Genomic DNA, 21,611 nt, shown 5'->3' with positions numbered 1-21,611 from the left:
TCCTCCTCGCTGAAATGCCTGTTCCGGACGTCAGTCGGATGCCAGAGCCTTGCGCTGAGCGGCCTGAAGCTCCTTGTTCCCCTTGGATGCCAGGTCCAGCAAGAGGCCGAGCTCCTGACGGCTGAAGGGGCGATGCTCCGCCGTCCCCTGTATCTCGATGAAATCGCCGGCTCCGGTCATCGACACGTTCATATCGGTCATGGCCCTGCTGTCCTCCAAATAGGGAAGGTCGAGCATGGGCTTGCCATCGATGATGCCCACCGAGACGGCCGAGACGCAATCCTTGGTCACCTTGTCGGCACTGCGGATGTGATGGTGGTCCTGGGCCCATCGGAGGGCATCGACCATGGCCACATAGGCACCGGTGACCGAAGCTGTACGGGTGCCGCCGTCGGCCTGAAGCACATCGCAGTCAAGCTGGATCTGATTCTCGCCCAGGGCCTTCATATCCACCACACCGCGCAGGCAACGGCCTATCAGCCGGCTGATCTCCTGGGTGCGGCCGCCGACCTTTCCCCGGACAGACTCGCGTGCAGTCCGGTCACTGGTGGCCCTGGGAAGCATGGCATACTCGGCAGTGACCCAACCCAATCCGGAGTCCTTGCGCCAACGGGGCAGCGTCGGCGTGAAGGAGGCCGTGCACATGACCCGGGTCTTGCCGCACTCGATCAGCACCGATCCCTCGGGGGCCTCCGTCCAATGCCTGGTGATGACGACCGGCCGCAACTCATCAGCCGCCCTGCCGTCAGGCCGCAGCACGGCACCCTCCTGGAGCATGTCCTTGATAGCAACCATCAGTGATGATCCTTTCCCGTTCCGCCCAGGCTCCCCTGGTCTGATCCCATTATTCCGTCAGCCGTCTACCGATCAATGGTCAGTGGTGTCTTGGCTGGCAGGATGCGATCGATCAGGAAGATGACCAGTGACAGGGCGAAGAAGACGACCAGATACTCAGCCAGATTGACCACAAGCTGGGCCCAGCCCAGATGCCCGAGGTCCAAGAAGGCATAGGGATAAGGGTTGCCGTCCGGCTGCGGTCCCGAATGAGGCCAGATGGCGGCCCTGATCAGCACAAAGGCTACATAGAAGGGGAAATAGATCAGCCAAGTCAGCACATTGTGCCAGCGGAAGCGACGATGAGGGTCGAACAAGAGGAAGTCCACCGTTGCCATGATTGGGCTGATGACGTGAATCATCCATGTGGTCCGGATGCCCAGGACCAGTTTGTAGTCCGTGCTGTTCAGCCCCAGGACCAGGATGGCCACCAGCCCGGTGATGACGATGTAGAGCGTCAGGCAGCCCTTGAGCCAGGAGGGGGGCTGGATGCCCTTGAGCAGGGTGGCCGCTCCGGCCCAGAGCATGACCAGACCCAGGGCGATATTGGTCTGGAAGGTAAAATAGACCCACTTATTGCCGATCCCAAGCAGCCAGGCCTCGAAGGTGCCGCCCAGGCAGAAGAAGGCGATCAGCAACCGGTAGATGCCCACGACGAATCTCATGCGGACCAGCTTAGCCCGACCTTGCGAGGACAGGGCGAGCCAGTAGGTCGGCAGAGGATTAGACTGGGGGCCAACCAAGGGCTTTTCCACCCACAAAGGGGAAGATATGAACGCCGAAAACAGTAGTAGGGTCACCGGAACCTCTACGGCTCTGATGACCGACATGTATGAATACACCATGCTGGATGCCGCCCTACAGGACGGTACGGCCGGGCGACGATCCGTCTTCGAGGTCTACACCCGACACCTGCCGGCGGGGCGCCGCTACGGAGTGGTGGCCGGCACCGGACGGATTCTGGATGCGCTGGCGGATTTCCACCCCAGCGAGGATGAACTTCGCTTCCTGTCCGACCGCCACATCGTCAGCCCGACCACCATCGACTGGCTGGAGCACTTCCGCTTCACAGGAACCATCCGCGGCTACAGGGAGGGCGAGATATTCTTCCCCGACTCCCCCATCCTGCAGGTCGAAGGCGGCTTCGGCGAGTGCACCCTGCTGGAGACCCTGATCCTGTCCATACTCAACTACGACTCCGCCGTGGCCTCGGCCGCCTCCCGTATGGTCACCGCGGCCAAGGGCAGGCCCTGCATGGACATGGGCGCGCGCCGGGCCAACGAATATGCGGCCGTGGCGGCGGCCAGAGCGGCCATAGTCGGCGGATTCCAAGGGACCTCAAACCTGCTGGCGGCCAAGCGATACGGCTTCAAGGCCATCGGAACCGCAGCCCACTCCTTCACCCTCCTGCATGACAATGAACGTGAGGCCTTCCAGGGGCAGATCCAGGCCTTGGGCAAGGGGACCACCCTGCTGACCGACACCTACTCCATCGAGGAGGCCGTCAGAACGGCCGTCGAGGTGGCCGGACCAGAGCTGGGCGGGGTCCGCATCGACTCCGGAGACCTGGGCTCGCTGGCCCAGCAGGTCCGCGCCCAGCTGGACTCCCTGGGAGCCACCAAGGCCACCATCACCGTCACCAACGATCTGGATGAATACGCCATCGCCTCCCTGCAGGACGCCCCGGTGGACTCCTACGGGGTGGGCACCATGCTGGTCACCGGTTCGGGAGCCCCCACCTGCGCCATGGTCTACAAGCTGACCGAGCGCGAGAACTCCGACGGGATCATGCAGGCCGTCGCCAAGAAGTCGGTGGGCAAGGCCTCGGTGCCGGGACGCAAGCTGGCCTACCGCTCCTATCACAACGGGGTGGCCGATGCCGAGCACGTCATCTCGGGCGCCGAGGAGGCGCTGGCAGCCTATACGCCTGAACAGGACTGGAGGGATCTGCTGGTCACCTACGTGGACCATGGCCAGAGCATGCCGGAGTTCCAAGGTGGACAGGCGGTCCTGGATGCCCGGGAGCACCGGGCCAAGGCCCTCGAGGAGATGCCCATCAACGCTCTGAGCCTGATGAAGGGTGAGCCGGTCCTGCCCACCCTGGTTAGGAGCATCTGATGAATATGCAAGGCGAAACCTACCAGCCCGACCCGAACCGATATGATTCCACAACCTACCGGCGCTGCGGCGACAGCGGCCTGAAACTGCCGCCAATCTGCCTGGGCTGCTGGCACAATTTCGGCGACACCACGCCACTGGACCGTATGCAGAAACTGTGCACTACGGCCTTCGACCACGGCATCACCCACTTCGACCTGGCCGATAACTACGGCCCCGGACCGGGCGCCGCCGAGCGCAACATGGGGATCATCCTGCGCCGATGCTTCAGCCACCACCGCCAGGAGCTGGTCATCTCCACCAAGGCCGGTTATGAAATGTGGCCCGGCCCTTACGGAAATCTCGGCTCACGCAAGCATCTGCTGTCCGGACTGGACCAGAGCCTGAAACGGCTGGGACTTGACTATGTGGACATCTTCTACCACCACCGCCCCGACCCGGATACGCCTCTTGAAGAGACCATGGGTGCCCTGGCCCAGGCGGTCACCAGCGGCAAGGCCCTCTATCTGGGACTGTCCAACTACGACGGACCCACCATGGCACGGGCTGCGGCGATCCTGACCGAGATGCACGTCCCCTTCGTCATCAACCAGAACCGCTACTCCATCTTCGACAGAACCATCGAGGACAACGGTCTCAAGCAGGCAGTGATGAAAGAGAAGAAGGGACTGATCACCTTCAGCCCGCTGGCCCAGGGGCTGTTGACCGACCGCTACCTGCATGGGATTCCCGAAGACAGCCGGATTCGGGCCGACGGTCGCTTCCTCAAGGAGTCCGCCCTGACCCCCCAGCGGCTGAAGCAGATTCAGGATCTGAACGAGCTGGCCCGCCAACGCGGCCAGAGTCTGGCAGAGATGGCCCTGGCATGGCTGCTCAGGGACCCCGCCGTCACCTCAGTGCTCATCGGCGCCTCCAAGCCAGAGCAGATCCTGGACAATCTCAAGGCCGTCCAGTCGGCCGATTTCAGCCAGGAAGAGCTGGGGATGATCGACCGGATCGCCTTGGGCAAGCAGTCCTGAAGCAGCCTGGACCGCTCAGTGACGTTCAGTGGTTGCCGCCGGTCATTTGTTCATAGATACGCTTGCAGTCCGGGCAGACCGGGTACTGGGAGGGGTCGTGCTTGGGCACCCAGACCTTGCCGCAGAGGGCCACGACAGGCCGGCCGGTCAGCTTGGATTCGGCGATGCGCTCACGGGAGACGTAGTGGGCGAACCGGTCGGCATCGCCCTGGTCGTTCAGCCGGGTCTTCTCAGCGGTCTCGGTGTCCGGACGGTCCAGCACGGCCGTGCCAGTGCCCTGGTCGGGGTTCTGCTCCCGCTCCGGATCCTCCATGCGAATGCTCTTGCTTGCAGTCATGACATCCATGGTACGGCGGTGAGCTACACGTTCGCTCCCTATGACGCGCTACGCTGAGAATCATGACTATCGCTGTATGCCCTGGCTCATACGATCCGGTCACCTCCGGCCACATGGATGTGATCGAACGCTGCGCCTGCTTCTTCGAGACGGTCCACGTGGTTGTGGCCGTCAACGCCGCCAAGACCCCCATGTTCAGCGAACAGGAGCGGGTGGCCATGATCCGCCAGGCCCTGGACGAGGACGGATACCCGAACATCACCGTAGCCTCCACCGATGGCCTGATCACCGACTACTGCCGTAAGGTAGGCGCATCGGTCATCGTCAAGGGACTGAGGCAGAACGGGGACTATGAGGCCGAGCTGGGCATGGCCCTGGTCAATCGCAAGCTGTCCGGGGTGGAAACGCTCTTCCTGCCAGCCGATCCGGTGAGGGAGCACATCTCCAGCACCATCGTCAAGGACGTGGCCAGACATGGCGGGGACATCACCGGCATGGTCCCCGACAGCGTCGTGGACGCACTGATAGGCACATTGCACAGGGACACACCGCACACGGAAAAGAGTCAAAGATGAACGAGCAGACCCAGGAAAGGGACGATGGCGAGCCTATCGACGACTCGACCAGAGCCAGCGCTCCCAAGCCCGCAGTCGACATGAAGGACCTGCCCGACCTGCAGGAGGATCGAAGCGAGAGCGGGAACCCCCGATCGGAATTCACCACCGTCTATGACATCATCGACCGGATCCAGGCCATGCTGGATGAGGCCAAGGCCCCGCTTTTCAGCCCGGGACTGGTCAAGGTGGACAGAGACGAGCTGGCCGACGACCTCAACGAGCTCAAGAAAATGCTGCCGGTGCAACTGGAGCGGGCCTCGGCGCTCATGAGGGAGGCGGAGCGTCGGCTGAACACGGCGCAGACCCAGGCCAACGCCACCGTATCCGACGCCCAGAGCCGGGCTGCAGACATCGTCAAGGAGGCCGGCGAGCAGGCCCGCTTCCTGGCCGGCCAGGAGAATGTAGTGGCCATAGCCCGACAGAAGGCCCAGACCATCATCGACACGGCCCAGGCCCAGGCAGACCGTCTGGTCCAGGGGGCCGATGGGTATGCCGCCCAGGTCATGGGCGAGCTTGACACCCAGCTGGGCAAGATGAGCCAGGATGTGCGTGCCGGCCTGGAGGTTCTCCACCAGCGTGAGCAGGAGGCAGCGCGTAGCATGAACGCGTCAGTCTCGGACCAGGGAAAGGAGACGCAGGGATGAGCAGACCGGAGGATTCCCCCTGGGCGGTGTCAGTGGCCCAGGTGTCGACGCGGGCAGGGCAGAGCACCCGGGTGGACCGCGATTTTCCAGCCCCGGAAGGCATTGGCGACCAGGTGGTAGGCATCCCGGCAGGAACACCCGTGCATGTGAAGGGCGACATCGACTCGCTGGTGGACGGACTTTTATTGCAGGCCCACATCAGCGTGCCCCTGAAGACCGAGTGCACCCGCTGCCTCAGGCCTGTGGATACCAGCATCCAGGACGATCCGGTGGTCTTCTTCCCCTACAAGGAGCCCGAGCCGGAGCCGACCCATGGCAAGGAGGAGATCCTGGCCGAACAGGAGGAGGCCAGCGGCCAGACCTATCCTCTGGCCAGCGGGGGCGCCTTCATGGATCTGGAGGCCCTCTTGCGCGACACACTTGTGGAAGCCCTCCCCCTGCAGCCCCTGTGCCGACCCGACTGCCGGGGCCTGTGCCCCCAGTGTGGCATGGATCTGAATGACCATCCCGATCACCACCACGAGATAATGGACGACCGCTGGGCTGCCCTTGAGGGACTCAAGCAGCGTCTGGAGCAGGAGGAGAACCCCGGCAGCGACGGCCGAACTGGCGAATGACCGGAGGTTGCGGTAGACTGCTCTACGCTTAAGCTCGAAGTATTCGATCGAAACAGAGGACAATATGGCACTGCCAAAGTACAAGACCTCGCGCGCCAACACCCATTCGCGGCGCGCCAACTGGAAGACCCAGGCCGCCGCTACGGTGACCTGCCCCAACTGCGGAGCTCCTGCGCTGCCGCACATGGCATGCCCCAGCTGCGGCATGTACCGTGGGCGCGTCTACCGCGACGCCATTCGCTCGCAGTTCAGCAAGTGAGCCGATAAGCGTTCGACACGCAATGAGAGAACCCCGGCCATCGACGGGTGGCAGGGGTTTTTCCGTATCATCGGACGGCAAGGCCGAGAAAGCAAGGGGGGCCATGCAGACAGGGCACTCCAGGAAGGATCAGGAAGACCATATGCGGCAGGAGGAACAGGGGCAGGCGGATCCCGGCAACCAGGCGGCTGAGGAGCTCTTCCAGGCCTTGGGTGGCAGAATCAGCCCGGAGCTGCTGGTACACGCCCTGACCCATCGCTCCTTTGCCCATGAGCACCCGGGCATGCCCAACAACGAAAGGCTGGAGTTCCTGGGTGATGCGGTTCTGGAACTGGTGGCCACCGAGACCCTATACAAGGTTCATCCGGACATGACCGAGGGCCAGCTGGCCAAGATGCGGGCCAAGGCGGTCTCTGAGGAGGCCCTGTCGGCCATCGCCCGGCAAAAGCTGCACCTGGGGAAGTATATTCTTCTGGGGCGGGGAGAGAGCGAGAACGGCGGGGCCGACAAGGACTCCATACTCTGTGACACCGTCGAATCGCTGATCGGGTCGGTCTTCGTGGAGCACGGCATCGAGGGGGCCAGGACCACGGTCCATACCCTTCTTGACGATACCCTGGCCGAGGTGGCCACCGAGGGGCCGGCACTGGATTGGAAGACCTCGATCACCGTCAAGGCCCACAAGCTGGGCTTGGGCGAACCCCGGTACGCCATGGCGGTCTCCGGGCCGGAATACGCCCAGGTCTTTACCGCCGAGCTGCGCCTGGAGGACGGCGGGACCGTAATCGGCAAGGGCCAGGCCAGCAGCAAGCGGAAGGCCCAGCTGGCTGCTGCCGCCCAGGGGTGGAAGCGGCTGGACGACCAGGATCTGCTTGCAACCCTGCGCGCCGAGCAATCAGCCTGAAGTTCCTGTCGGAATTCCGGTATGCGGTACTTCGCCAACGCCCCGACCAGACCCCTGTTTAGACTATGGGCATAACCCGGAGACACGCCGTCACGAACGGCACAGGTGCCTCCTCCTGATCGGGATTCGTCCGCCCACCCCGCCGACGCTCCGACAGGTTCGTATTTCGACATGCACGGCCGCAGGTCGGCGCGCAGTCTGGAGGTCGAGAGGAAACATGAGTCTGCCGACACCTCTGCAAGCATTCAGCTCGGTACCCAAGAACTGGGACCATGACGACAAGGATGTCCCCGCCCAAGGCGAACCCATGACGGGAGCCCAGGCGCTGATTCGGTCCCTGGAGGATCTGGGGGTCACCCAGGTCTTCGGTGTTCCAGGAGGGGCCATTCTGCCCGCCTACGACGCCATCGACGAGCAGGTCCGCTTCAACTTCACACTGACCCGCCACGAGCAGGCCGCCGGCCATGCAGCCGAGGGCTACGCCGTCTCCACGGGCAAGGTCGGAGTCTGCCTGGTGACCTCCGGCCCCGGGGCCACCAACATGGTCACCCCCATAGCCGATGCCATGATGGACTCGGTTCCCCTGGTGGTGGTGACCGGTCAGGTGGGTGTGGACTCCATCGGCACCGACGCCTTCCAGGAGGCCGACATCGTGGGCATCACCTACCCGGTGGCCAAACACTCCTATCTGGTGACCAAGGCCCAGGACATCCCCCGGGTCATGACCGAGGCCTACCACATCGCCCGTTCGGGAAGGCCCGGCCCGGTGGTGGTGGACCTGAGCAAGACGGCCCAGAACGGCAAAATGCTTTACTCCTGGCCCCAGGAGATGATCCTGCCCGGCTACAACCCGGTGACGCGGGCCCACGGGCACGTCCTGGACGATGCCGCCCGGCTCCTGGTCCAGTCACACAGGCCCGTTCTCTATGTGGGTGGCGGCGCAGTCCGATCCGACGCGCGTCGGCAGGTCCAGGAACTCGTGCGAGCCACAGGTGCCCCCATGGTCACCACCCTGCCTGCGCGGGGCATCGTACCCGACTCCGATCCAGCAGTTCTGGGAATGCCCGGAATGCACGGCACGGTGGCCGCCAACGGGGCCATCCAGCACTCCGACCTGCTGGTGGCCGTGGGCACACGCTTCGACGACAGGGTGACCGGCAGCCTGGAGGACTTCGCACCGGTGGCCCGGGTCATCCACATCGACATCGACCCGGCCGAGATCGGCAAGAACCGGCAGGCGGACGTACCCATAGTCGGAGACGTGGGTCAGGTGCTGGACGATCTGATCCCGGCGCTCAAGGCGGCCCAGCGCACCTGGGGCAAGCCCGACCTCAAGCCCTGGTGGCGGCTGATCGACGGCTGGCGGCACGACTACCCAACCACCTTTGAGCCCAGCCCGGACGGCACCCTGGCCCCCCAGTGGGTGGTACAGACCCTGAGCAACAAGGCCGATCCGGATACCATCTGGGTATCCGGCGTGGGTCAGCACCAGATGTGGGCCAGCCAGTTCATCGACTTCGAGCGCACCCGTTCCTGGGTCTCCTCCTGCGGGCTGGGAACCATGGGCTACGGTCTGCCCGCCGCCATCGGCACGGCAATCGGCACCAGGGAAGAGGAAGATCCGCGGCCCGTCTGGCTGATCGACGGGGACGGATCCTTCCAGATGACCTCCGAGGAGCTGGCCACGGCCGGGCAGGCGGGACTGCCCATCCGCATCGCCATACTCAACAACTCGGTCTACGGCATGGTCCGTCAGTGGCAGACCCTCTTCTATGGCAGCCACTACTCCCAGACCAACCTGGAGGACGGCGGCGCCAAGCCCACAGACGGCAACGGCATCCCCGACTTCGTCAAGCTGGCCGAGGCCTATGGCTGCCTGGGACTGCGGGCCTATACCCAGGAGCAGGCCCTGGAGGCCATCGATAAGGCCAACGCGGTGACCGACCGGCCGGTCCTGATCGACTTCCGCGTCTGGAAGGATGCCATGGTATGGCCCATGGTCCCGGCAGGCGCTTCCAACGACACCATCATCTACAAGCCGGGCGTGCAGCCCCTGGCCGGCATCCGTCCGGAGCAGGAACAGCCCGAGCCGCGCGAGCAGACCGGAGCCGACCGTGCAGCCATGGCCAGCGACGCCGCCGGTCGGATGAACAAGTAGGAAAGGGGCACCACATGGCCAATTATCCAGCATCCAAGCCCGGTTCCGAACGGCACACCCTTTCCGTCCTGGTCGAGAACCGCCCCGGCGTCCTGGCCAGGGTGGCCGGCCTGTTCGCCCGGCGCGCCTTCAACATCAACTCCCTGTCCGTCTCGTCCACTGAGCGGGACGACATCTCCCGGATCACGGTCACTGCAGACGTGGAGGCCGTCCCCCTGGAGCAGATCATCAAGCAGCTCAACAAGCTCCTGCACGTGCTCAAGATCGTCGAGCTCAAGGGCGACGAGGCCGTGGAGCGCGAGTTGGTCATGATCAAGGTCAAGGCCAACGAACGCAACCGTTCCGACGTGCTGGAGATCGTCAAACTCTTCCGCGTGCGCGTGGTCGACGTCCACCCTGAGTCCCTGACCATCGAGGCCACCGGGGCCGAAGGCAAATTGGAGGCCCTGCTGCGGCTGCTGCGGCCCTTCGGCATCATCGAGCTGGTCCGGTCGGGCGCCGTGGCCGTCACCCGGGGTCCCCGGGCCCTGAGTGAGAAGGTGCTGGGCTCCCAGATCACCGATCGCTGATTCCCGGGACTTCCATCCAAGGCTGGCGGTAGATTGGGGAATCATGCCCATCTATGATCTCGGTCTGGAACACGTCGCTCTGTCATTCGCCACCAAAACCATCTTTACGGATGTGACTCAGGGCATCTTCGAGGGTGACCGGATCGGCATCGTGGGCCGGAACGGCGACGGCAAGTCCACCCTGCTGCACCTGCTGAAGGGCACCCAGGAACCCGATCAGGGCCGGGTGACCATGCGCAATGGACTCACTTTCGGCATGCTGGACCAGCGTGATCCCCTGAAGGACGAGGACACGGTCCGCAAGGCAGCTTTGGAGAACCGACAGGACTACGAGTGGGCTGCCGACCCCAGATCCCGCGAAATCGTCGAGTCCCTCCTGGGCGGCATGGAGCTGGAGGCCAAGGTGGGCACCCTGTCGGGCGGTCAGCGCCGCAGGGTGGACCTGGCACGGCTGCTGCTGCGGGACTGGGACATCCTGGCCCTGGATGAGCCTACCAATCACCTGGACCTGCTCACCATCCACTGGCTGGCCGAGCACCTGAAGAACCGCTGGGCCAAGAATTCCGGAGCCCTCCTGCTGGTCACCCACGACCGCTGGTTCCTGGACGAGGTCTGCAGCTCCATGTGGGAGGTGCATGACGGAACCATCGACCCCTTCGAGGGCGGCTACAGCGCCTACATGCTCCAGCGGGTCGAGCGCGAGCGCCAGGCGGATCTGGCCGAGACCAAGCGCCGCAACCTGGCCCGCAAGGAACTGGCTTGGCTGACCCGGGGCGCCCGGGCCCGCTCGACCAAGCAGAAGTTCCATGTCAAGGCCGCGCAGGAACTGATCGCCGACGTACCCCCCATGCGCAACAGCCTGGAGCTCAAGCGGATGGCCACCTCCCGCCTGGGCAAGCAGGTGGTGGATCTGGTCGACGTGACCAAGATCTATCCGGAGGCCGACTCTGATGCCGATGGGAACAAGAACGACCGGGTCCCCTCCCCTCATGCCGAGCGCCCTCTGATGGGCTCGGTGACCGTGGCCGTTGATCCCGACAAGGATGGCGAAGACGACCAGGACCGTCCGGGCACTGCAGCGGCCGACACCCTGACCATCAGCGGACACAAGGTCCTGGACGATGTGACCTGGCTGATCGGCCCTGGCGACCGGTTTGGCATCGTAGGCGCCAACGGAGCGGGCAAGTCCACCCTGCTGGGTCTGATTGACGGCAGTGTGTCCCCCACGGCAGGACATGTCAAGGTGGGCAAGACGGTCCGCTTTGCGGTGCTGACCCAGCGTCTGGATGAATTGGAGAAACTGGGCCGCTATCGCATCAAGGAGGTCCTCAGCCGTTACAAGCCCACCTATCTGGTGGAGGGCAAGGAGGTGTCCCCCAGCCAGCTGATGGAGCGCCTGGGCTTTGAAAGCTCCCAGTTGATGACCAGGATCAGCGACCTGTCTGGCGGACAGAAGCGCCGCATGCAGCTCCTGCTCATCCTGCTGGACGAACCCAACGTGCTGATCATGGACGAGCCGGGCAACGACCTGGATACCGACATGCTGGCCGTCATGGAGGACATGCTGGACTCATGGCCGGGCACCCTGATCGTGGTCTCCCACGATCGCTACCTGCTGGAGCGGGTGACCGACCAGCAGTTCGCACTGATCAACGGCAAGGTGGTTCATCTGCCCGGCGGTGTTCAGGACTACCTGGATATGGTCGATTCGGACGACCGGAAGGCTGCCGATGCACCGGGCCGGGCATCAGCCAAGGAGACCGGGAATCCCGATCAGGCCAAGGCCGAACGTGTTGCCAGGCGAAATCTGAACAAGCAGGCCTCCGCCATCGAACGCAAGCTGTCCAAGCTGGCCGATCAGCGCAAGGATCTTGAACGACAGATGGCTGAGCACGATCCCGGCGATTACCAGGGTCTCAACGAGCTCAACAGCAAGCTCAAGGAGCTTACCGGGCAGTCGGACCAGCTGGAGGAGGAGTGGCTGACCATCGGGGAGGAGCTGGAGTAGTCTCAGGCGGCAGCCAGCTGGGCGGCCTGGGTCGAGCACCGGGCCGCAAAGGCAGAGAAGATTGCGTCGGCCAGGGGTTGCATCTGCGGCAACCCTTTGATGAATTCCTCGCGCATTTTAGCGATCTTGGACTTCTTCATCGTGCCGACCATGCTCGGCACCTGCATCCACTCCTCGAAGATGGGTGCCGTAACCTCCAGGTGGAATTGCAAGCCTAGAGCTGACCCAAGCCGAAAAGCCTGAACCTTGGTTGCCTGGGAGCGGGCCAGGAGCTTGGCCCCAGGCGGCAGGGTGACCTGGTCGGCATGCCAGTGCAGCACATCCGTGTTCTTGCTCCACATGGCCACGTCGTCGTCCTGCCCCACCCAGCGGATGGGCCCCATGCCGTATTCGGGCTCCTGGTCCCGCATCAGGGTGCCTCCCAGGGCCCGCGCCAGAATCTGATGACCCAGGCAGATCCCCAGAATGGGCTTGTTGGCAGCCATTGCCGCCTTGGCCAGCTTGGTCTCCGCCTTGAGTCCGGGGTGATGCTCATAATCGTCAGCCGACATGGGCCCGCCCATGATGACCAGTCCCGCTAACTCACGCGAGCGCGGCAGCCTGGGCTTCTTCTCGTCCACGATATTGGTGATCTCGGTGTCCAGCCCGCACTCCTGGAGGTTGTCGAGAATGCGACCCGGCTTCTCCCAATCAACATGCTGGAGCACCAGCACCCTAGGTTTCGCCATGATTCCATTCTTGCACACATGCCGTCGGACCAGGTCCGTAGGCTCGGCATTTCCCCTGGGACGGTCAGCAAGCCTTGATAGGCTCAGTGATATGGATACGAGTTCGCAACCGCATGATTCCAAGGCTTCAGTCGGCCTGGCCGCAGCTGGTCTGCGTCTGTATGACACGGCTGATCACCAGGTGACCCCCTTCAGACCCATCGAACCGGGCAAGGTCGGCATCTACGTGTGCGGGGCCACGGTGCAGAGCTCGCCCCACATTGGCCATATCAGGACCACACTGGCCTTCGACGTGATCCGACGCTGGCTGCTCAGGCTGGGATACCAGGTGACCCTGATCAGGAACGTGACTGACATCGACGACAAGATCCTGACCAAGGCCGCGGCCAACGGCCAGCGCTGGTGGGAGCGGGCCTACATCTACGAACGCGAATTCACCCATGCCTATGAGACCATGGGGGTTCTGCCACCCACTTACGAACCCAGGGCCACCGGACACATCCCCGAGATGATCGACCTCATACAGCGCATTATCGACCATGGCCACGCCTATGTGGTGCCGGACGAGCAGGGCCGTCCATCAGGCAACGTCTACTTCGATGTGGCCTCCTGGCCTGAGTATGGTGCCCTGACCCACCAGCAGACCGGCACACAGCCGACCGACGAACAAGCCGCCGCCAACGACCGGCTGGGACCCAGCATCGACACCGATGAGCAGACTGCCGACACCGATGAGGAGCCCGGCAAGCACGACCCCCGCGACTTTGCACTTTGGAAGGCGCCCAAGCCCACCGATCCGCCCACGGCTCGCTGGCAAACCCCCTTCGGCACAGGTCGGCCAGGCTGGCATCTGGAATGCTCGGCCATGAGCCACCGCTATCTGGGTGCGGAGTTCGACATCCACGGAGGTGGCCTGGACCTGCGATTCCCCCACCACGAGAACGAGATGGCCCAGTCGCACGCGGCCGGCTGGGGATTCGCCCATCGCTGGATGCACACGGCCTGGGTGACCCAGAAGGGCGAGAAGATGAGCAAGTCCCTGGGCAACGGGCTGTCCGTGGACCAGGTCCTGTCGCAGCATCCGGCCTGGGTGGTGCGCTACGCCCTGGTCTCTGTGCAGTACCGATCCATGCTGGAATGGTCCGACCAGTCCCTGCAGGAGGCCCAGGGCGCCTACGAACGCATCAGCAACTTCGTGGACCGGGCCGGACGAATCCTGGGAGCACAGCCCGAGCGTGACCGAGTGGCTGGACTGGGCGCGGACGATCTGCCAGAAGACTTTGTGCAGGCCATGAATGACGACATCAACGTCTCCGGCGGTCTGGCTGCCCTCTATGCGCTGATCCGTCAAGCCAACGCGGCCATGGATGCCCATTCTGAAACACTGGACCGGAACTGGCTGGCCAATACCCTGCTCCAGGTCAGAGCAATGCTGGATGTCTTCGGACTTGATCCACTCGACCCCCACTGGGCCAGGGCGGCAGCCGACCATGACGATCGGGCCATGGACACCCTGGATGCCTTGGTAGGCCAACAGCTGCAGGAACGCGAACAGGCGCGAAAGAATCATGACTTCGCCCGTGCCGATGCCATCCGGGACCAGCTAACGGCGGCCGGCGTGGCCGTTGCGGACACACCCGCTGGCAGTACCTGGGATCTGAGCCGCTGAACCCATGTCCGACATACGCGACGTCGCCAGAAGGGCCGGGGTCTCGGTCAGTACAGTATCTTATGCCTTCTCCGGCAAGCGCCCCGTCTCTCCGGAAACCTACCAGCGGATCATGCAGGCCGCCGACGAACTGGACTACGCCCCGGATGCCGGCGCCCGGATGCTGCGGGCCAAGCGCAACCAGATCGTCGCCCTGAGCGCCCCCCTGCGCCCCGGACAGAACCGGGCCTCCTACGCGGATTACTTCATCGAAATGGCCAGCTGCGAGCATGCTCGCGGTTACGACTCCCTGCTGCTGACCGCTGAGAATGGTGTTGAAGACATTCGGCGGGTCACCCGTAGCAATCTGGCTGACGGGGTGGTCCTGATGGATCTGGTGGACGATGACATCCGTGCCGCCCAGGCCGCCTCATATGGACGCCCCTGCGTGGCCCTGGGAGTGCCTCGGCAGCACGCGGCCTGCGCCTGTGTGGATTTGGACTTTGATCTGATGGGCCGCATGGCGGTGGAGGCCATGGCCCGAGCGGGGCGCAGACGCCTGCTCTTTCTGGAGGACCTGGAGGGCGAATACCGGCGCGGGTCCGGCTTCCGCCTTATCCTGCTACGCAGTCTCAAGACCTGGGCCCGTCGCCTGGGCATGGATCTGCAGCTTCAGCCGGGACCTGCCGGCAGCGATCTGGCCTACACCCAGCAGGTGCTGGACGTCATCCATCACGGCCGCATCGATGGCCTGATTGGTCAGATCCGCCCCTCCCTGCTGGACACTGTGGTGGTCCGCATGCGCTCGGACGGCATGAGCATTCCCGATGACGTGGCCGTTCTGTCCTGCGCTGCTGGCAAGGTCAGCCCTACTCTTGAGCTTCAAGGCATCTCTGAGATGCCCCTTACACCCCGTTCACTGTGTGCCAAGGCTGCGGATCTGCTGACCCAGGCTGTGGAGGAGGGGGCTTCCCTGGCCGGTCGGGTCCAACTGGAGCGACCCAGGCTGATCGACCGCTCCTCCATCAGCCGATAGACTCAACGGGGCCGACGATCCCGCTCCCCTGTCTCCAGCACATTGTGCGGGAAGGGCTGATGGGGCTCCTGCTGGTACCAGTAGGCCACGCTGGCCAGGTCGTCCTGACGCTCGAAGTAACCCTGTTCGTCCACACCTATCTGTTGCAAGGTCACCTTGATGTCGCTGCTGAAAATAATGGGGTCGGGGATGTGCCAACGGTAGAACCCCCTGGTCACCGGGGTATCAGCATCCCAGTACTGGGATTCGCGGTTGTCCAACTGCCGGGAATGGAAGGGAAATCCCATGTATGCCCCGCTGTAGGTGACCTCGTGCATCCGGCCATCAGGATCCTGCCCGGCAAAGCTCCAGGCACCGCCGAAGTAATCCTCGCTGCCTGTGGAGCACCAGGTGGGATAGTCCTTGTCCCCGTCCAGGTAGACCTTGACCTCGCCCTCGCCCCACCAGCGGCTCTCCAAAGCGGTCAGAGCCAGATAGGTGCCCACGTAGGAGCCCCGGCCATGCACCCCATCCAGGATCACGTAGTCCTGACCCAGTTCGGTGACACGCTGACGGCGCCACTGGGCATGGAAGGTCATGACCTCCTCGGGCAGCTCGTCCTTCTCCACGTAGTCGATCTGGTAGAAGAAGGCCTCGATGGGTTCGTTGTGCCGGTTGCGCAGGACGATCCGGGCCCCGTCGTGGAAGGGCATGGGCCAGTAGCAGTTGAAACCCCGGCGCGGGTAGACGGCCACAGGCACGGACTCCACCCTGCAGGCCTGGGCGTGGCCGCAGCAGAAGAAGTCGCCCAGAGGCACGCAGACGGAGGGTGTCTGCTCGCCATCCCAGTAGCATTCCAGGATCAGATTGCGCAGGACGTTGGGCCCGGTGGGCGAGGTGGCATCGGTCACGGTCATCCAGATATGGCGGATCTCGCCCGCGCCGGACAGGTCGGCCAGGACCATGTCCTGCCCGGGAGGAATGTTCCTGAGGCAGGGGGTCCCCTTTCTGGATGGACCGAGATTGCTGGCCGTCATGGCTGCACTGCCCTTGCCTCCCCGAGGATTCTCGGCGTTGATGCAGCGGGTGCGGTCTGCGGATGGGCGGGTCAGCGCCTCAAGACCGTTGGTGATGTTCGGCATGGTCATACCCATGGTTGTGATTGCCTTTCGTATTCGGGCCGCCCGCTCCCCTCCTCTGCCTTCTTGCAGCAGGCGGCCATGTTCAGTGTACTTATGCAGCGGCGATTACTTGACGGCGCCCGCCACTATCCCCTGCGAGAGCTTCCTCTGGAAGAAGATGAAGAAGATGATGGTGGGGATGATACTGAGCAGGGAGGCGGAGGCCAGGTCGGTGGCAGCCATGGTGTGCTGCCCCTGCATGGTCGCCAGGGCCAGCGGGATGGTCTGCGTCTTCTCGCTCATCAGGAAGGCCATGGGAATCATGTACTCGTTCCAGGTCCAGATGAAGAAGAAGACGAAGAGGACGCTGATGGTCGACCAGGACACCGGCAGCACGATCTTGCGCAGAATCTGCCAGCGCGAGGCCCCGTCGACGGTGGCCGCCTCCAGGATGGCCTGGGGGAAGGTCCCGTAGACCGAGGAGAGCAGGTAGGTGCCGTAGGCGCTCTGGATGATGGTGAAGATGATGATGATGGACCACTGTGAGTTATAGAAGCCCATCCACTTGAACATGACGTAGAGCGGGTAGAGCAGGGCCTCTTGGGGAACCATGTTGGCCAGCATGATGAACAGGAGGATGACCGTGTTGCCCTTGACCCTGCCGATGCCCAGGGCGAAGGAGTTGAGGACCGAGAGCAGGACCCCGACCACGGCAACCACCAGGGAAATCAACAGGGAGTTGCCCAGCTTGAGCGGGAAATTGCTCTTGTTCCAGAAGGAGATGATGCCGTCCATGCTGAAGTGGGCGGGCACGGACAAGGGGCCCGTGGCGTTGTAGTCTGCCGTGGTCTTGAATGCGTTCAGGACCAGGATCAGCAGGGGGAAGAGCATGATTACGGCTCCTGCAATCAGCAGGACCAGACCGACCCAGTTCCCCCAGGTGCGGATTCTATGGGCGTGCCGGGAGGACACCCGGGCGTCGGCTTGCAGTGTGGCTTGATTATTCATGATGTGCTTCCTAGCCTTCCTCAGGCGATGCTTTTTTGCACGCGCTTCTGCACGATGGTGAAGACGATGGAGAAGATGACGATGACCACGGTCAGGGATGTCGAGATGGCGGCACCGTAACCCACCTGCTGCACCTGGAAGAACTGGTTGTAGGAGTAGTAGGAGGGAACCATGGTGGATGTTCCGGGCCCACCCTTGGTCAGCAGATAGACCGGGGCGAAGGTCTTCAGTGCGCCGATGGTGGAGGTGAGGATGACCACCAGCAGCTCGGGAATGATCGAGGGCAGGGTGATGACGCGGAACTTCTGCCACCAGTTGGCCCCGTCCAGACTGGCCGCCTCGTAGAGCTCGGGGTCCACCCGCTGCAGTCCGGACATGAAGATGACGATGGGGTAGCCCAGCTGGATCCAGATCAGGATGACCATGAGGATGGGCAGGGCCGTGGTGGTCGAACCCAGCCAGTTGTGGGCCAGGCCGCCCAGGCCGATCTTGGTCAGCAGGTCGTTGACCGCTCCGTCTTCAGGCCGGAAGATCCAGCCCATGATGATGGTGGCCACGGCCACAGGCAGAACCTGGGGCAGGTAGTAGAGTGCCCGCAGGGTCGAAGAGGTGTGGGGGCCGAACTTCTTCTGGATCACGTCGGTCAGGGCCGAGGAAATCAGCAGGCCCAGGACCGTGGGAATGATGACGATGGCCACGATGATCCAGAGGGTGTGCCCGAAGGAGACCCAGAAGGTCGAGTCGCCCATGAGCCGTCGCCAGTTGCGCAGACCCACCCATTTGGTCGGCCCCACCCCCCTCCAGCGGGTGAAGCTCAGATAGATGTTCCAGAAGATGGGCACGATGACGATGGCCACGATGCCTATCAGGCCGGGAATCAGGTAAGGAACGAACCGCGAGGGCGCACTGCCCGGGATGCGGGACTGCGCCTTCTTCCTGCTATGTGTGTCAGACATGCTTGTACTCTCCTTGGCGGATTGACGCAGCTCAGTCGTCATCCAGATCGAGCTGGGCGACGCCGTCGTCGTAGTTCTTATGCAGGGTGTCCAGAACCTGGTCGGGGCTCTTGGTGCCGTTGACCAGCTCTTGGAAGGCGGCCGGCATGGCGTCGGTCAGGTTGGGCGCAGGGTAGTCGGGATAGTAGCTCATCCGGCTGGCGTCCGAGGCTTTGGTGTACTCCTTGACCAGATCACGGCTCTTGGGGTTGGTGATGGCTGCCGTATCGGCCGCCACCGGCACGCCGCCTTTGTTGCCGATGTAGTTCTGGACCTCCTTGGACAGGACCACGTCGATATAGCGGGCCGCGGCATCCTTGCGCCGGGACTTCTGCGGGATGACCAACAGGTTGCCCGCGCAGCCCTCGACCATCTTGGCCCCTGGGAAGATAGAGGCAGTCCAGTCGAAGTTCTTCACCTGTTCCATGAAGCGGGTCTGGTTCCAGGTGCCGGTCTGGTAGATGGGATAGGTCCCCTTGATGAATGCCGTGGTCGTGTCCTCGGCCTTCATGCCGGTGGCGTTCTTGGAGATGTATCCCTTGTCGATCCAGTCACGGATGGTGTTGGTTGCGAAGGTCAGCGGCTTGCTTCGCCAGTTGACCGGATGCTTGTAGAGCTGCCAGTCGTCGACGAATTTGGCATCGGCCTTGGTCATGGCCAGCTGCCACCAGAGCCAAAGCACCCCGTATTCCTGGGCATCGGCCGCTATGGGCGTGACCCCGTGGCTCTTGAAGGCCTTGAGGGCTGCCACGAATTGGTCAAAGGTTTGCGGGATGGGTATCTTGTACTTGTCAAAGAGATCCTTGTTGTAGTAGACCCGCTGCATCTCCGCATAGGAGGAAACCCCGTACCAGGTATCCCCGTCCATGACGCCGCGCTTGTCGTACTTGCCCACTGCCGCCGCCTGGCCGCGCACCTTCTTGTCCCAGCCGTACTTCTGCACATAGGGCTTCAGGTCGGTCAGCAGCTGCAGGGTGGACAGGACCCCGGCCGAGCCGTTGCCGCGATTGGACTCCATGACGTCCGGGGCGTCGTCCGAGTTGAGGAACTGGCTGCCATTCTGGGCAATCTGAGTGAAAGACTTGACCTCGAAATCCACCTTGATGCCGGTCTGTCGGGTAAAGATATCGGCAGCCTTCAGCCAACCCTGGGCCTGCCCGCTGCTGGGCTCCTCGTAGTACCAGATCTTGATGCTGGACGGATGGGCTTCCTGGGGGGCATCGCCCCCAGATCCGCAGGCCGCCAGCGGCAGGATCGACATGGCCAGGGCCAAGGCCGCCCCGATCCCTCTTCTGATCTTCATGATGGCTCCTAACTTCCTTGCATCCTTGCATCCAGTTACCGCGATTCGACTTGTCGAAAGGTTTCGACTCCGGGCGGACTGCAGGGCACTGACCATCTCCGTCGATGCACCCGAGATGTCGAATCGTTTCGACTCAGTATAGAAGACGGTCATGGGTCATGTCAACAGGGCACGCAGAAGAAGACCGCCTCAAAACCAAAAATCCCTTCTACATCGCCCGATGGCTTCGAACAATGTAGAAGGGATTGGAAGCGCAGCGATCAGGGGCGCCGCAGGCCCCAGGAGCTGGTCACCTTCGACTCGACGAGATCCGGCGGATGGTCTTGTTCCTGGCTATATAGGTGACAAAGGCCAGGCCGTAGGCGATCAGCGAAAGCCAATCCGCAGTGGCCAAGGAAAAGACCATGCAGAAGATCATCCAATACTGCACCCCCCGAACAATCGTCGAGGGCCGCATGGCCCGCAGAGCCACAATGAAGGAGACCGCCCCAAGAATGAGCAACAGAAAACCGTAGGACTGGGCCACGGTGGCCGCGCCGTTGACTGTGGCCATATCGTCGGCCAGACGTCCGGCCCGGCCGAGGATGGCATAGCCCTCGTCCTTGAACCAGGGCGAGTAGATGAACATGGTGACCGAGGCCATGATCACGTTGATGGCTGCCGCCACCAGGAGGATGATCTTCTCGGTCCTTCTGCTCGTTACGTCCTTGCCCGCCGGATGGTCGCTACGGTTTTCCTTTGCCATTGTTGCCGCCTTTCCTGATTCAGCCCTTGAGGCCCGAGGTGATGTTCAGCGACTGCAGGAAGTAGCGCTGGGCGAACACGAAGAGCAGCAGGGTGGGGATGATGGCCAGGCAGGTGGCCGCGCAAAGCGTGCCCATCTGGTTGTACTGCATCATCTGGTTGCCCAGCAGCTGCAGGCCGGCCGTGACCGGGGTCTTCTTGATGTCGTTGAAGACCAGGGTGGGCCAGAGGAAGTCGTTCCAGGCACCGGTGAAGGCGAACAGGAAGATCACGATCAGGATTGGGCGGATGGAGGGCAGCATGATGCTGCGGAAGATGCGGAAGTCGCCGGCGCCGTCAATCTCGGCGGCCTCGTCGATCTCCTTGGGGATCCCCTTCATGAAGTTGCGCACCAGGAAGATGTTGGCCACGTTCCCCAAGCCGGGGATGATGCAGGACCAGTAGGAGTTGATCCAGCCGAAGGTGGCCACGATGCGGTAGGAGGGAATCATGTTGACCACACCCGGGAACATCGAGATGAGCAGAAGGACGAAGAAGAGCGTGTCCCTGCCCTTGAAGTTGATGCGGGAGTAGCCATACCCTGCCAGAGCCACCACGCAGACCGCCAGGATGCCGTGCGACAGCGAGATGATCAGCGAGTTGCCCAGCCAGTTGAAGACCGGGTAGGAGGCCGAGGCCTGCAGGAGGGTCAGGTAGTTGACGGTGACCCAGTGCGCGGGCAGGAAGTTGTAGGCGTTCTTCAGGAACTCCTGGGGTGACTTGAATGACGTCGTTATGGTGTAGACCACGGGAATGATCCAGACCACAGCCAGGACGATCAGCACCGCATAGATGGCCACCAGCGAAGGCTTGAGCACCTTGTGGTGGTTTTCGGGCACGTTTTCGCCGCCGGGAACCGTTGCGCTGGGGCCAGGAGCCTTGAGCCCCTTGCCCAGGGATGACATATCAAGGGTTGCCGAACTCAT

22 protein-coding genes are annotated in these 21,611 nt (G+C 63.1%); 12 read left to right on the top strand and 10 right to left on the bottom strand.

Translation table 11 applies throughout. The features are described 5' to 3' along the window. Positions 1 to 30 precede the first annotated feature (30 nt). On the bottom strand, positions 31 to 795 hold the full coding sequence (rph, locus tag H3S97_RS07210; protein ID WP_045935052.1) for a ribonuclease PH: 765 nt from the start codon (positions 793 to 795) through the stop codon (positions 31 to 33). Positions 796 to 860: 65 nt separating this feature from the next. Then, positions 861 to 1,499, bottom strand: a complete 639-nt coding sequence (locus tag H3S97_RS07205; RefSeq protein WP_198176834.1) for a Pr6Pr family membrane protein — start codon at positions 1,497 to 1,499, stop codon at positions 861 to 863. 106 nt (positions 1,500 to 1,605) lie between these two features. Between H3S97_RS07205 and H3S97_RS07200 the strand changes: the two genes are divergently transcribed. Together H3S97_RS07200 and H3S97_RS07195 are read left to right on the top strand one after the other, a co-directional pair. Next, positions 1,606 to 2,952 carry a nicotinate phosphoribosyltransferase gene (locus H3S97_RS07200; protein WP_198220114.1) on the top strand — a complete coding sequence of 449 codons (1,347 nt, stop codon included), beginning with the start codon at positions 1,606 to 1,608 and terminating at the stop codon, positions 2,950 to 2,952. Beyond that, the gene (locus tag H3S97_RS07195) at positions 2,952 to 3,971 is read left to right on the top strand and encodes an aldo/keto reductase (protein ID WP_045935049.1); all 1,020 of its coding nucleotides are present in this window, start codon (positions 2,952 to 2,954) and stop codon (positions 3,969 to 3,971) included. Before H3S97_RS07200 ends, H3S97_RS07195 begins: the two co-directional genes overlap by 1 nt. 25 nt (positions 3,972 to 3,996) lie before the next feature. On the opposite strand, the gene H3S97_RS07190 is transcribed toward H3S97_RS07195, so the two are convergent. Continuing rightward, a complete protein-coding gene (locus H3S97_RS07190) occupies positions 3,997 to 4,308 on the bottom strand; it encodes a DUF3039 domain-containing protein (protein WP_045935048.1) in 312 nt (103 codons plus the stop codon). A gap of 62 nt (positions 4,309 to 4,370) precedes the next feature. Between H3S97_RS07190 and coaD the strand changes: the two genes are divergently transcribed. The 8 genes from coaD to H3S97_RS07150 all read left to right on the top strand — a co-directional run bounded on the left by coaD (position 4,371) and on the right by H3S97_RS07150 (position 12,084). After that, positions 4,371 to 4,883 carry a pantetheine-phosphate adenylyltransferase gene (gene coaD / locus H3S97_RS07185; protein ID WP_154313169.1) on the top strand — a complete coding sequence of 171 codons (513 nt, stop codon included), beginning with the start codon at positions 4,371 to 4,373 and terminating at the stop codon, positions 4,881 to 4,883. Next, the gene (locus tag H3S97_RS07180) at positions 4,880 to 5,569 is read left to right on the top strand and encodes an SPFH domain-containing protein (RefSeq protein WP_154313170.1); all 690 of its coding nucleotides are present in this window, start codon (positions 4,880 to 4,882) and stop codon (positions 5,567 to 5,569) included. The genes coaD and H3S97_RS07180 overlap by 4 nt, the downstream gene beginning before the upstream one ends. Continuing rightward, positions 5,566 to 6,186 (top strand): YceD family protein, encoded by a 621-nt coding sequence (locus tag H3S97_RS07175; protein ID WP_154313171.1) that lies wholly within the window; start codon positions 5,566 to 5,568, stop codon positions 6,184 to 6,186. The genes H3S97_RS07180 and H3S97_RS07175 overlap by 4 nt, the downstream gene beginning before the upstream one ends. A 64-nt stretch (positions 6,187 to 6,250) precedes the next feature. Continuing rightward, positions 6,251 to 6,445 (top strand): 50S ribosomal protein L32, encoded by a 195-nt coding sequence (gene rpmF, locus H3S97_RS07170; protein ID WP_015021378.1) that lies wholly within the window; start codon positions 6,251 to 6,253, stop codon positions 6,443 to 6,445. Between the two features lie 142 nt (positions 6,446 to 6,587). Then, positions 6,588 to 7,349, top strand: coding sequence for a ribonuclease III (rnc, locus tag H3S97_RS07165; RefSeq protein WP_198220128.1), 762 nt, complete (start codon positions 6,588 to 6,590; stop codon positions 7,347 to 7,349). 217 nt (positions 7,350 to 7,566) lie between these two features. Further along, positions 7,567 to 9,507: an acetolactate synthase large subunit gene (locus tag H3S97_RS07160; RefSeq protein ID WP_198220113.1), complete on the top strand. Its 1,941-nt coding sequence runs from the start codon at positions 7,567 to 7,569 to the stop codon at positions 9,505 to 9,507. Between the two features lie 14 nt (positions 9,508 to 9,521). Continuing rightward, positions 9,522 to 10,076, top strand: coding sequence for an acetolactate synthase small subunit (gene ilvN, locus H3S97_RS07155; protein WP_029677724.1), 555 nt, complete (start codon positions 9,522 to 9,524; stop codon positions 10,074 to 10,076). Between the two features lie 43 nt (positions 10,077 to 10,119). Continuing rightward, entirely contained in the window at positions 10,120 to 12,084 is a 1,965-nt protein-coding gene (locus H3S97_RS07150; protein WP_198220112.1) for an ABC-F family ATP-binding cassette domain-containing protein, read from the top strand. Between the two features lie 2 nt (positions 12,085 to 12,086). Here H3S97_RS07150 and H3S97_RS07145 read toward each other — a convergent pair whose 3' ends face one another. Next, on the bottom strand, positions 12,087 to 12,812 hold the full coding sequence (locus H3S97_RS07145) for a type 1 glutamine amidotransferase (RefSeq protein WP_198178727.1): 726 nt from the start codon (positions 12,810 to 12,812) through the stop codon (positions 12,087 to 12,089). Positions 12,813 to 12,903: 91 nt separating this feature from the next. Between H3S97_RS07145 and cysS the strand changes: the two genes are divergently transcribed. After that, entirely contained in the window at positions 12,904 to 14,481 is a 1,578-nt protein-coding gene (cysS, locus tag H3S97_RS07140) for a cysteine--tRNA ligase (RefSeq protein ID WP_198220111.1), read from the top strand. A gap of 4 nt (positions 14,482 to 14,485) precedes the next feature. Beyond that, positions 14,486 to 15,496, top strand: coding sequence for a LacI family DNA-binding transcriptional regulator (locus H3S97_RS07135; RefSeq protein ID WP_198220110.1), 1,011 nt, complete (start codon positions 14,486 to 14,488; stop codon positions 15,494 to 15,496). 2 nt (positions 15,497 to 15,498) lie between these two features. Here H3S97_RS07135 and H3S97_RS07130 read toward each other — a convergent pair whose 3' ends face one another. From H3S97_RS07130 to H3S97_RS07105, 6 genes are all read right to left on the bottom strand, one after another. Next, positions 15,499 to 16,623, bottom strand: a complete 1,125-nt coding sequence (locus H3S97_RS07130) for a glycoside hydrolase family 172 protein (RefSeq protein WP_232356358.1) — start codon at positions 16,621 to 16,623, stop codon at positions 15,499 to 15,501. A 99-nt stretch (positions 16,624 to 16,722) separates the two neighbouring features. Next, positions 16,723 to 17,604 (bottom strand): carbohydrate ABC transporter permease, encoded by an 882-nt coding sequence (locus H3S97_RS07125; protein WP_154313179.1) that lies wholly within the window; start codon positions 17,602 to 17,604, stop codon positions 16,723 to 16,725. A 20-nt stretch (positions 17,605 to 17,624) separates the two neighbouring features. Further along, on the bottom strand, positions 17,625 to 18,560 hold the full coding sequence (locus H3S97_RS07120; protein WP_024627639.1) for a carbohydrate ABC transporter permease: 936 nt from the start codon (positions 18,558 to 18,560) through the stop codon (positions 17,625 to 17,627). Positions 18,561 to 18,591: 31 nt separating this feature from the next. Further along, a complete protein-coding gene (locus tag H3S97_RS07115; protein ID WP_198220108.1) occupies positions 18,592 to 19,902 on the bottom strand; it encodes an ABC transporter substrate-binding protein in 1,311 nt (436 codons plus the stop codon). 289 nt (positions 19,903 to 20,191) lie between these two features. Then, positions 20,192 to 20,647: a hypothetical protein gene (locus tag H3S97_RS07110; protein WP_198220107.1), complete on the bottom strand. Its 456-nt coding sequence runs from the start codon at positions 20,645 to 20,647 to the stop codon at positions 20,192 to 20,194. Between the two features lie 19 nt (positions 20,648 to 20,666). Continuing rightward, the gene (locus tag H3S97_RS07105; protein WP_231578789.1) at positions 20,667 to 21,611 is read right to left on the bottom strand and encodes a carbohydrate ABC transporter permease; all 945 of its coding nucleotides are present in this window, start codon (positions 21,609 to 21,611) and stop codon (positions 20,667 to 20,669) included.

Source organism: Bifidobacterium choladohabitans (assembly GCF_016102005.1).
GTDB classification, from domain to species: domain Bacteria; phylum Actinomycetota; class Actinomycetes; order Actinomycetales; family Bifidobacteriaceae; genus Bombiscardovia; species Bombiscardovia choladohabitans.
The sequence above is the reverse complement of the archived record's forward strand: the minus strand, read 5'-3'. Positions and strand labels throughout refer to the sequence as shown.

Excerpts from the sequence above, each read along its gene's own strand:
- cysS (WP_198220111.1), top strand. The coding sequence starts at position 12,904 with ATGGATACGAGTTCGCAACCGCATGATTCCAAGGCTTCAGTCGGCCTG.
- H3S97_RS07200 (WP_198220114.1), top strand. The coding sequence starts at position 1,606 with ATGAACGCCGAAAACAGTAGTAGGGTCACCGGAACCTCTACGGCTCTG.
- H3S97_RS07160 (WP_198220113.1), top strand. The coding sequence starts at position 7,567 with ATGAGTCTGCCGACACCTCTGCAAGCATTCAGCTCGGTACCCAAGAAC.
- H3S97_RS07125 (WP_154313179.1), bottom strand. The coding sequence starts at position 17,604 with ATGAATAATCAAGCCACACTGCAAGCCGACGCCCGGGTGTCCTCCCGG.
- H3S97_RS07135 (WP_198220110.1), top strand. The coding sequence starts at position 14,486 with ATGTCCGACATACGCGACGTCGCCAGAAGGGCCGGGGTCTCGGTCAGT.
- H3S97_RS07190 (WP_045935048.1), bottom strand. The coding sequence starts at position 4,308 with ATGACTGCAAGCAAGAGCATTCGCATGGAGGATCCGGAGCGGGAGCAG.
- ilvN (WP_029677724.1), top strand. The coding sequence starts at position 9,522 with ATGGCCAATTATCCAGCATCCAAGCCCGGTTCCGAACGGCACACCCTT.
- H3S97_RS07110 (WP_198220107.1), bottom strand. The coding sequence starts at position 20,647 with ATGGCAAAGGAAAACCGTAGCGACCATCCGGCGGGCAAGGACGTAACG.
- rnc (WP_198220128.1), top strand. The coding sequence starts at position 6,588 with ATGCGGCAGGAGGAACAGGGGCAGGCGGATCCCGGCAACCAGGCGGCT.
- rpmF (WP_015021378.1), top strand. The coding sequence starts at position 6,251 with ATGGCACTGCCAAAGTACAAGACCTCGCGCGCCAACACCCATTCGCGG.
- coaD (WP_154313169.1), top strand. The coding sequence starts at position 4,371 with ATGACTATCGCTGTATGCCCTGGCTCATACGATCCGGTCACCTCCGGC.
- H3S97_RS07115 (WP_198220108.1), bottom strand. The coding sequence starts at position 19,902 with ATGAAGATCAGAAGAGGGATCGGGGCGGCCTTGGCCCTGGCCATGTCG.
- H3S97_RS07175 (WP_154313171.1), top strand. The coding sequence starts at position 5,566 with ATGAGCAGACCGGAGGATTCCCCCTGGGCGGTGTCAGTGGCCCAGGTG.
- H3S97_RS07105 (WP_231578789.1), bottom strand. The coding sequence starts at position 21,611 with ATGAGTTCGGCAACCCTTGATATGTCATCCCTGGGCAAGGGGCTCAAG.
- H3S97_RS07145 (WP_198178727.1), bottom strand. The coding sequence starts at position 12,812 with ATGGCGAAACCTAGGGTGCTGGTGCTCCAGCATGTTGATTGGGAGAAG.
- H3S97_RS07120 (WP_024627639.1), bottom strand. The coding sequence starts at position 18,560 with ATGTCTGACACACATAGCAGGAAGAAGGCGCAGTCCCGCATCCCGGGC.
- H3S97_RS07180 (WP_154313170.1), top strand. The coding sequence starts at position 4,880 with ATGAACGAGCAGACCCAGGAAAGGGACGATGGCGAGCCTATCGACGAC.
- rph (WP_045935052.1), bottom strand. The coding sequence starts at position 795 with ATGGTTGCTATCAAGGACATGCTCCAGGAGGGTGCCGTGCTGCGGCCT.
- H3S97_RS07150 (WP_198220112.1), top strand. The coding sequence starts at position 10,120 with ATGCCCATCTATGATCTCGGTCTGGAACACGTCGCTCTGTCATTCGCC.
- H3S97_RS07195 (WP_045935049.1), top strand. The coding sequence starts at position 2,952 with ATGAATATGCAAGGCGAAACCTACCAGCCCGACCCGAACCGATATGAT.
- H3S97_RS07205 (WP_198176834.1), bottom strand. The coding sequence starts at position 1,499 with ATGAGATTCGTCGTGGGCATCTACCGGTTGCTGATCGCCTTCTTCTGC.
- H3S97_RS07130 (WP_232356358.1), bottom strand. The coding sequence starts at position 16,623 with ATGACCATGCCGAACATCACCAACGGTCTTGAGGCGCTGACCCGCCCA.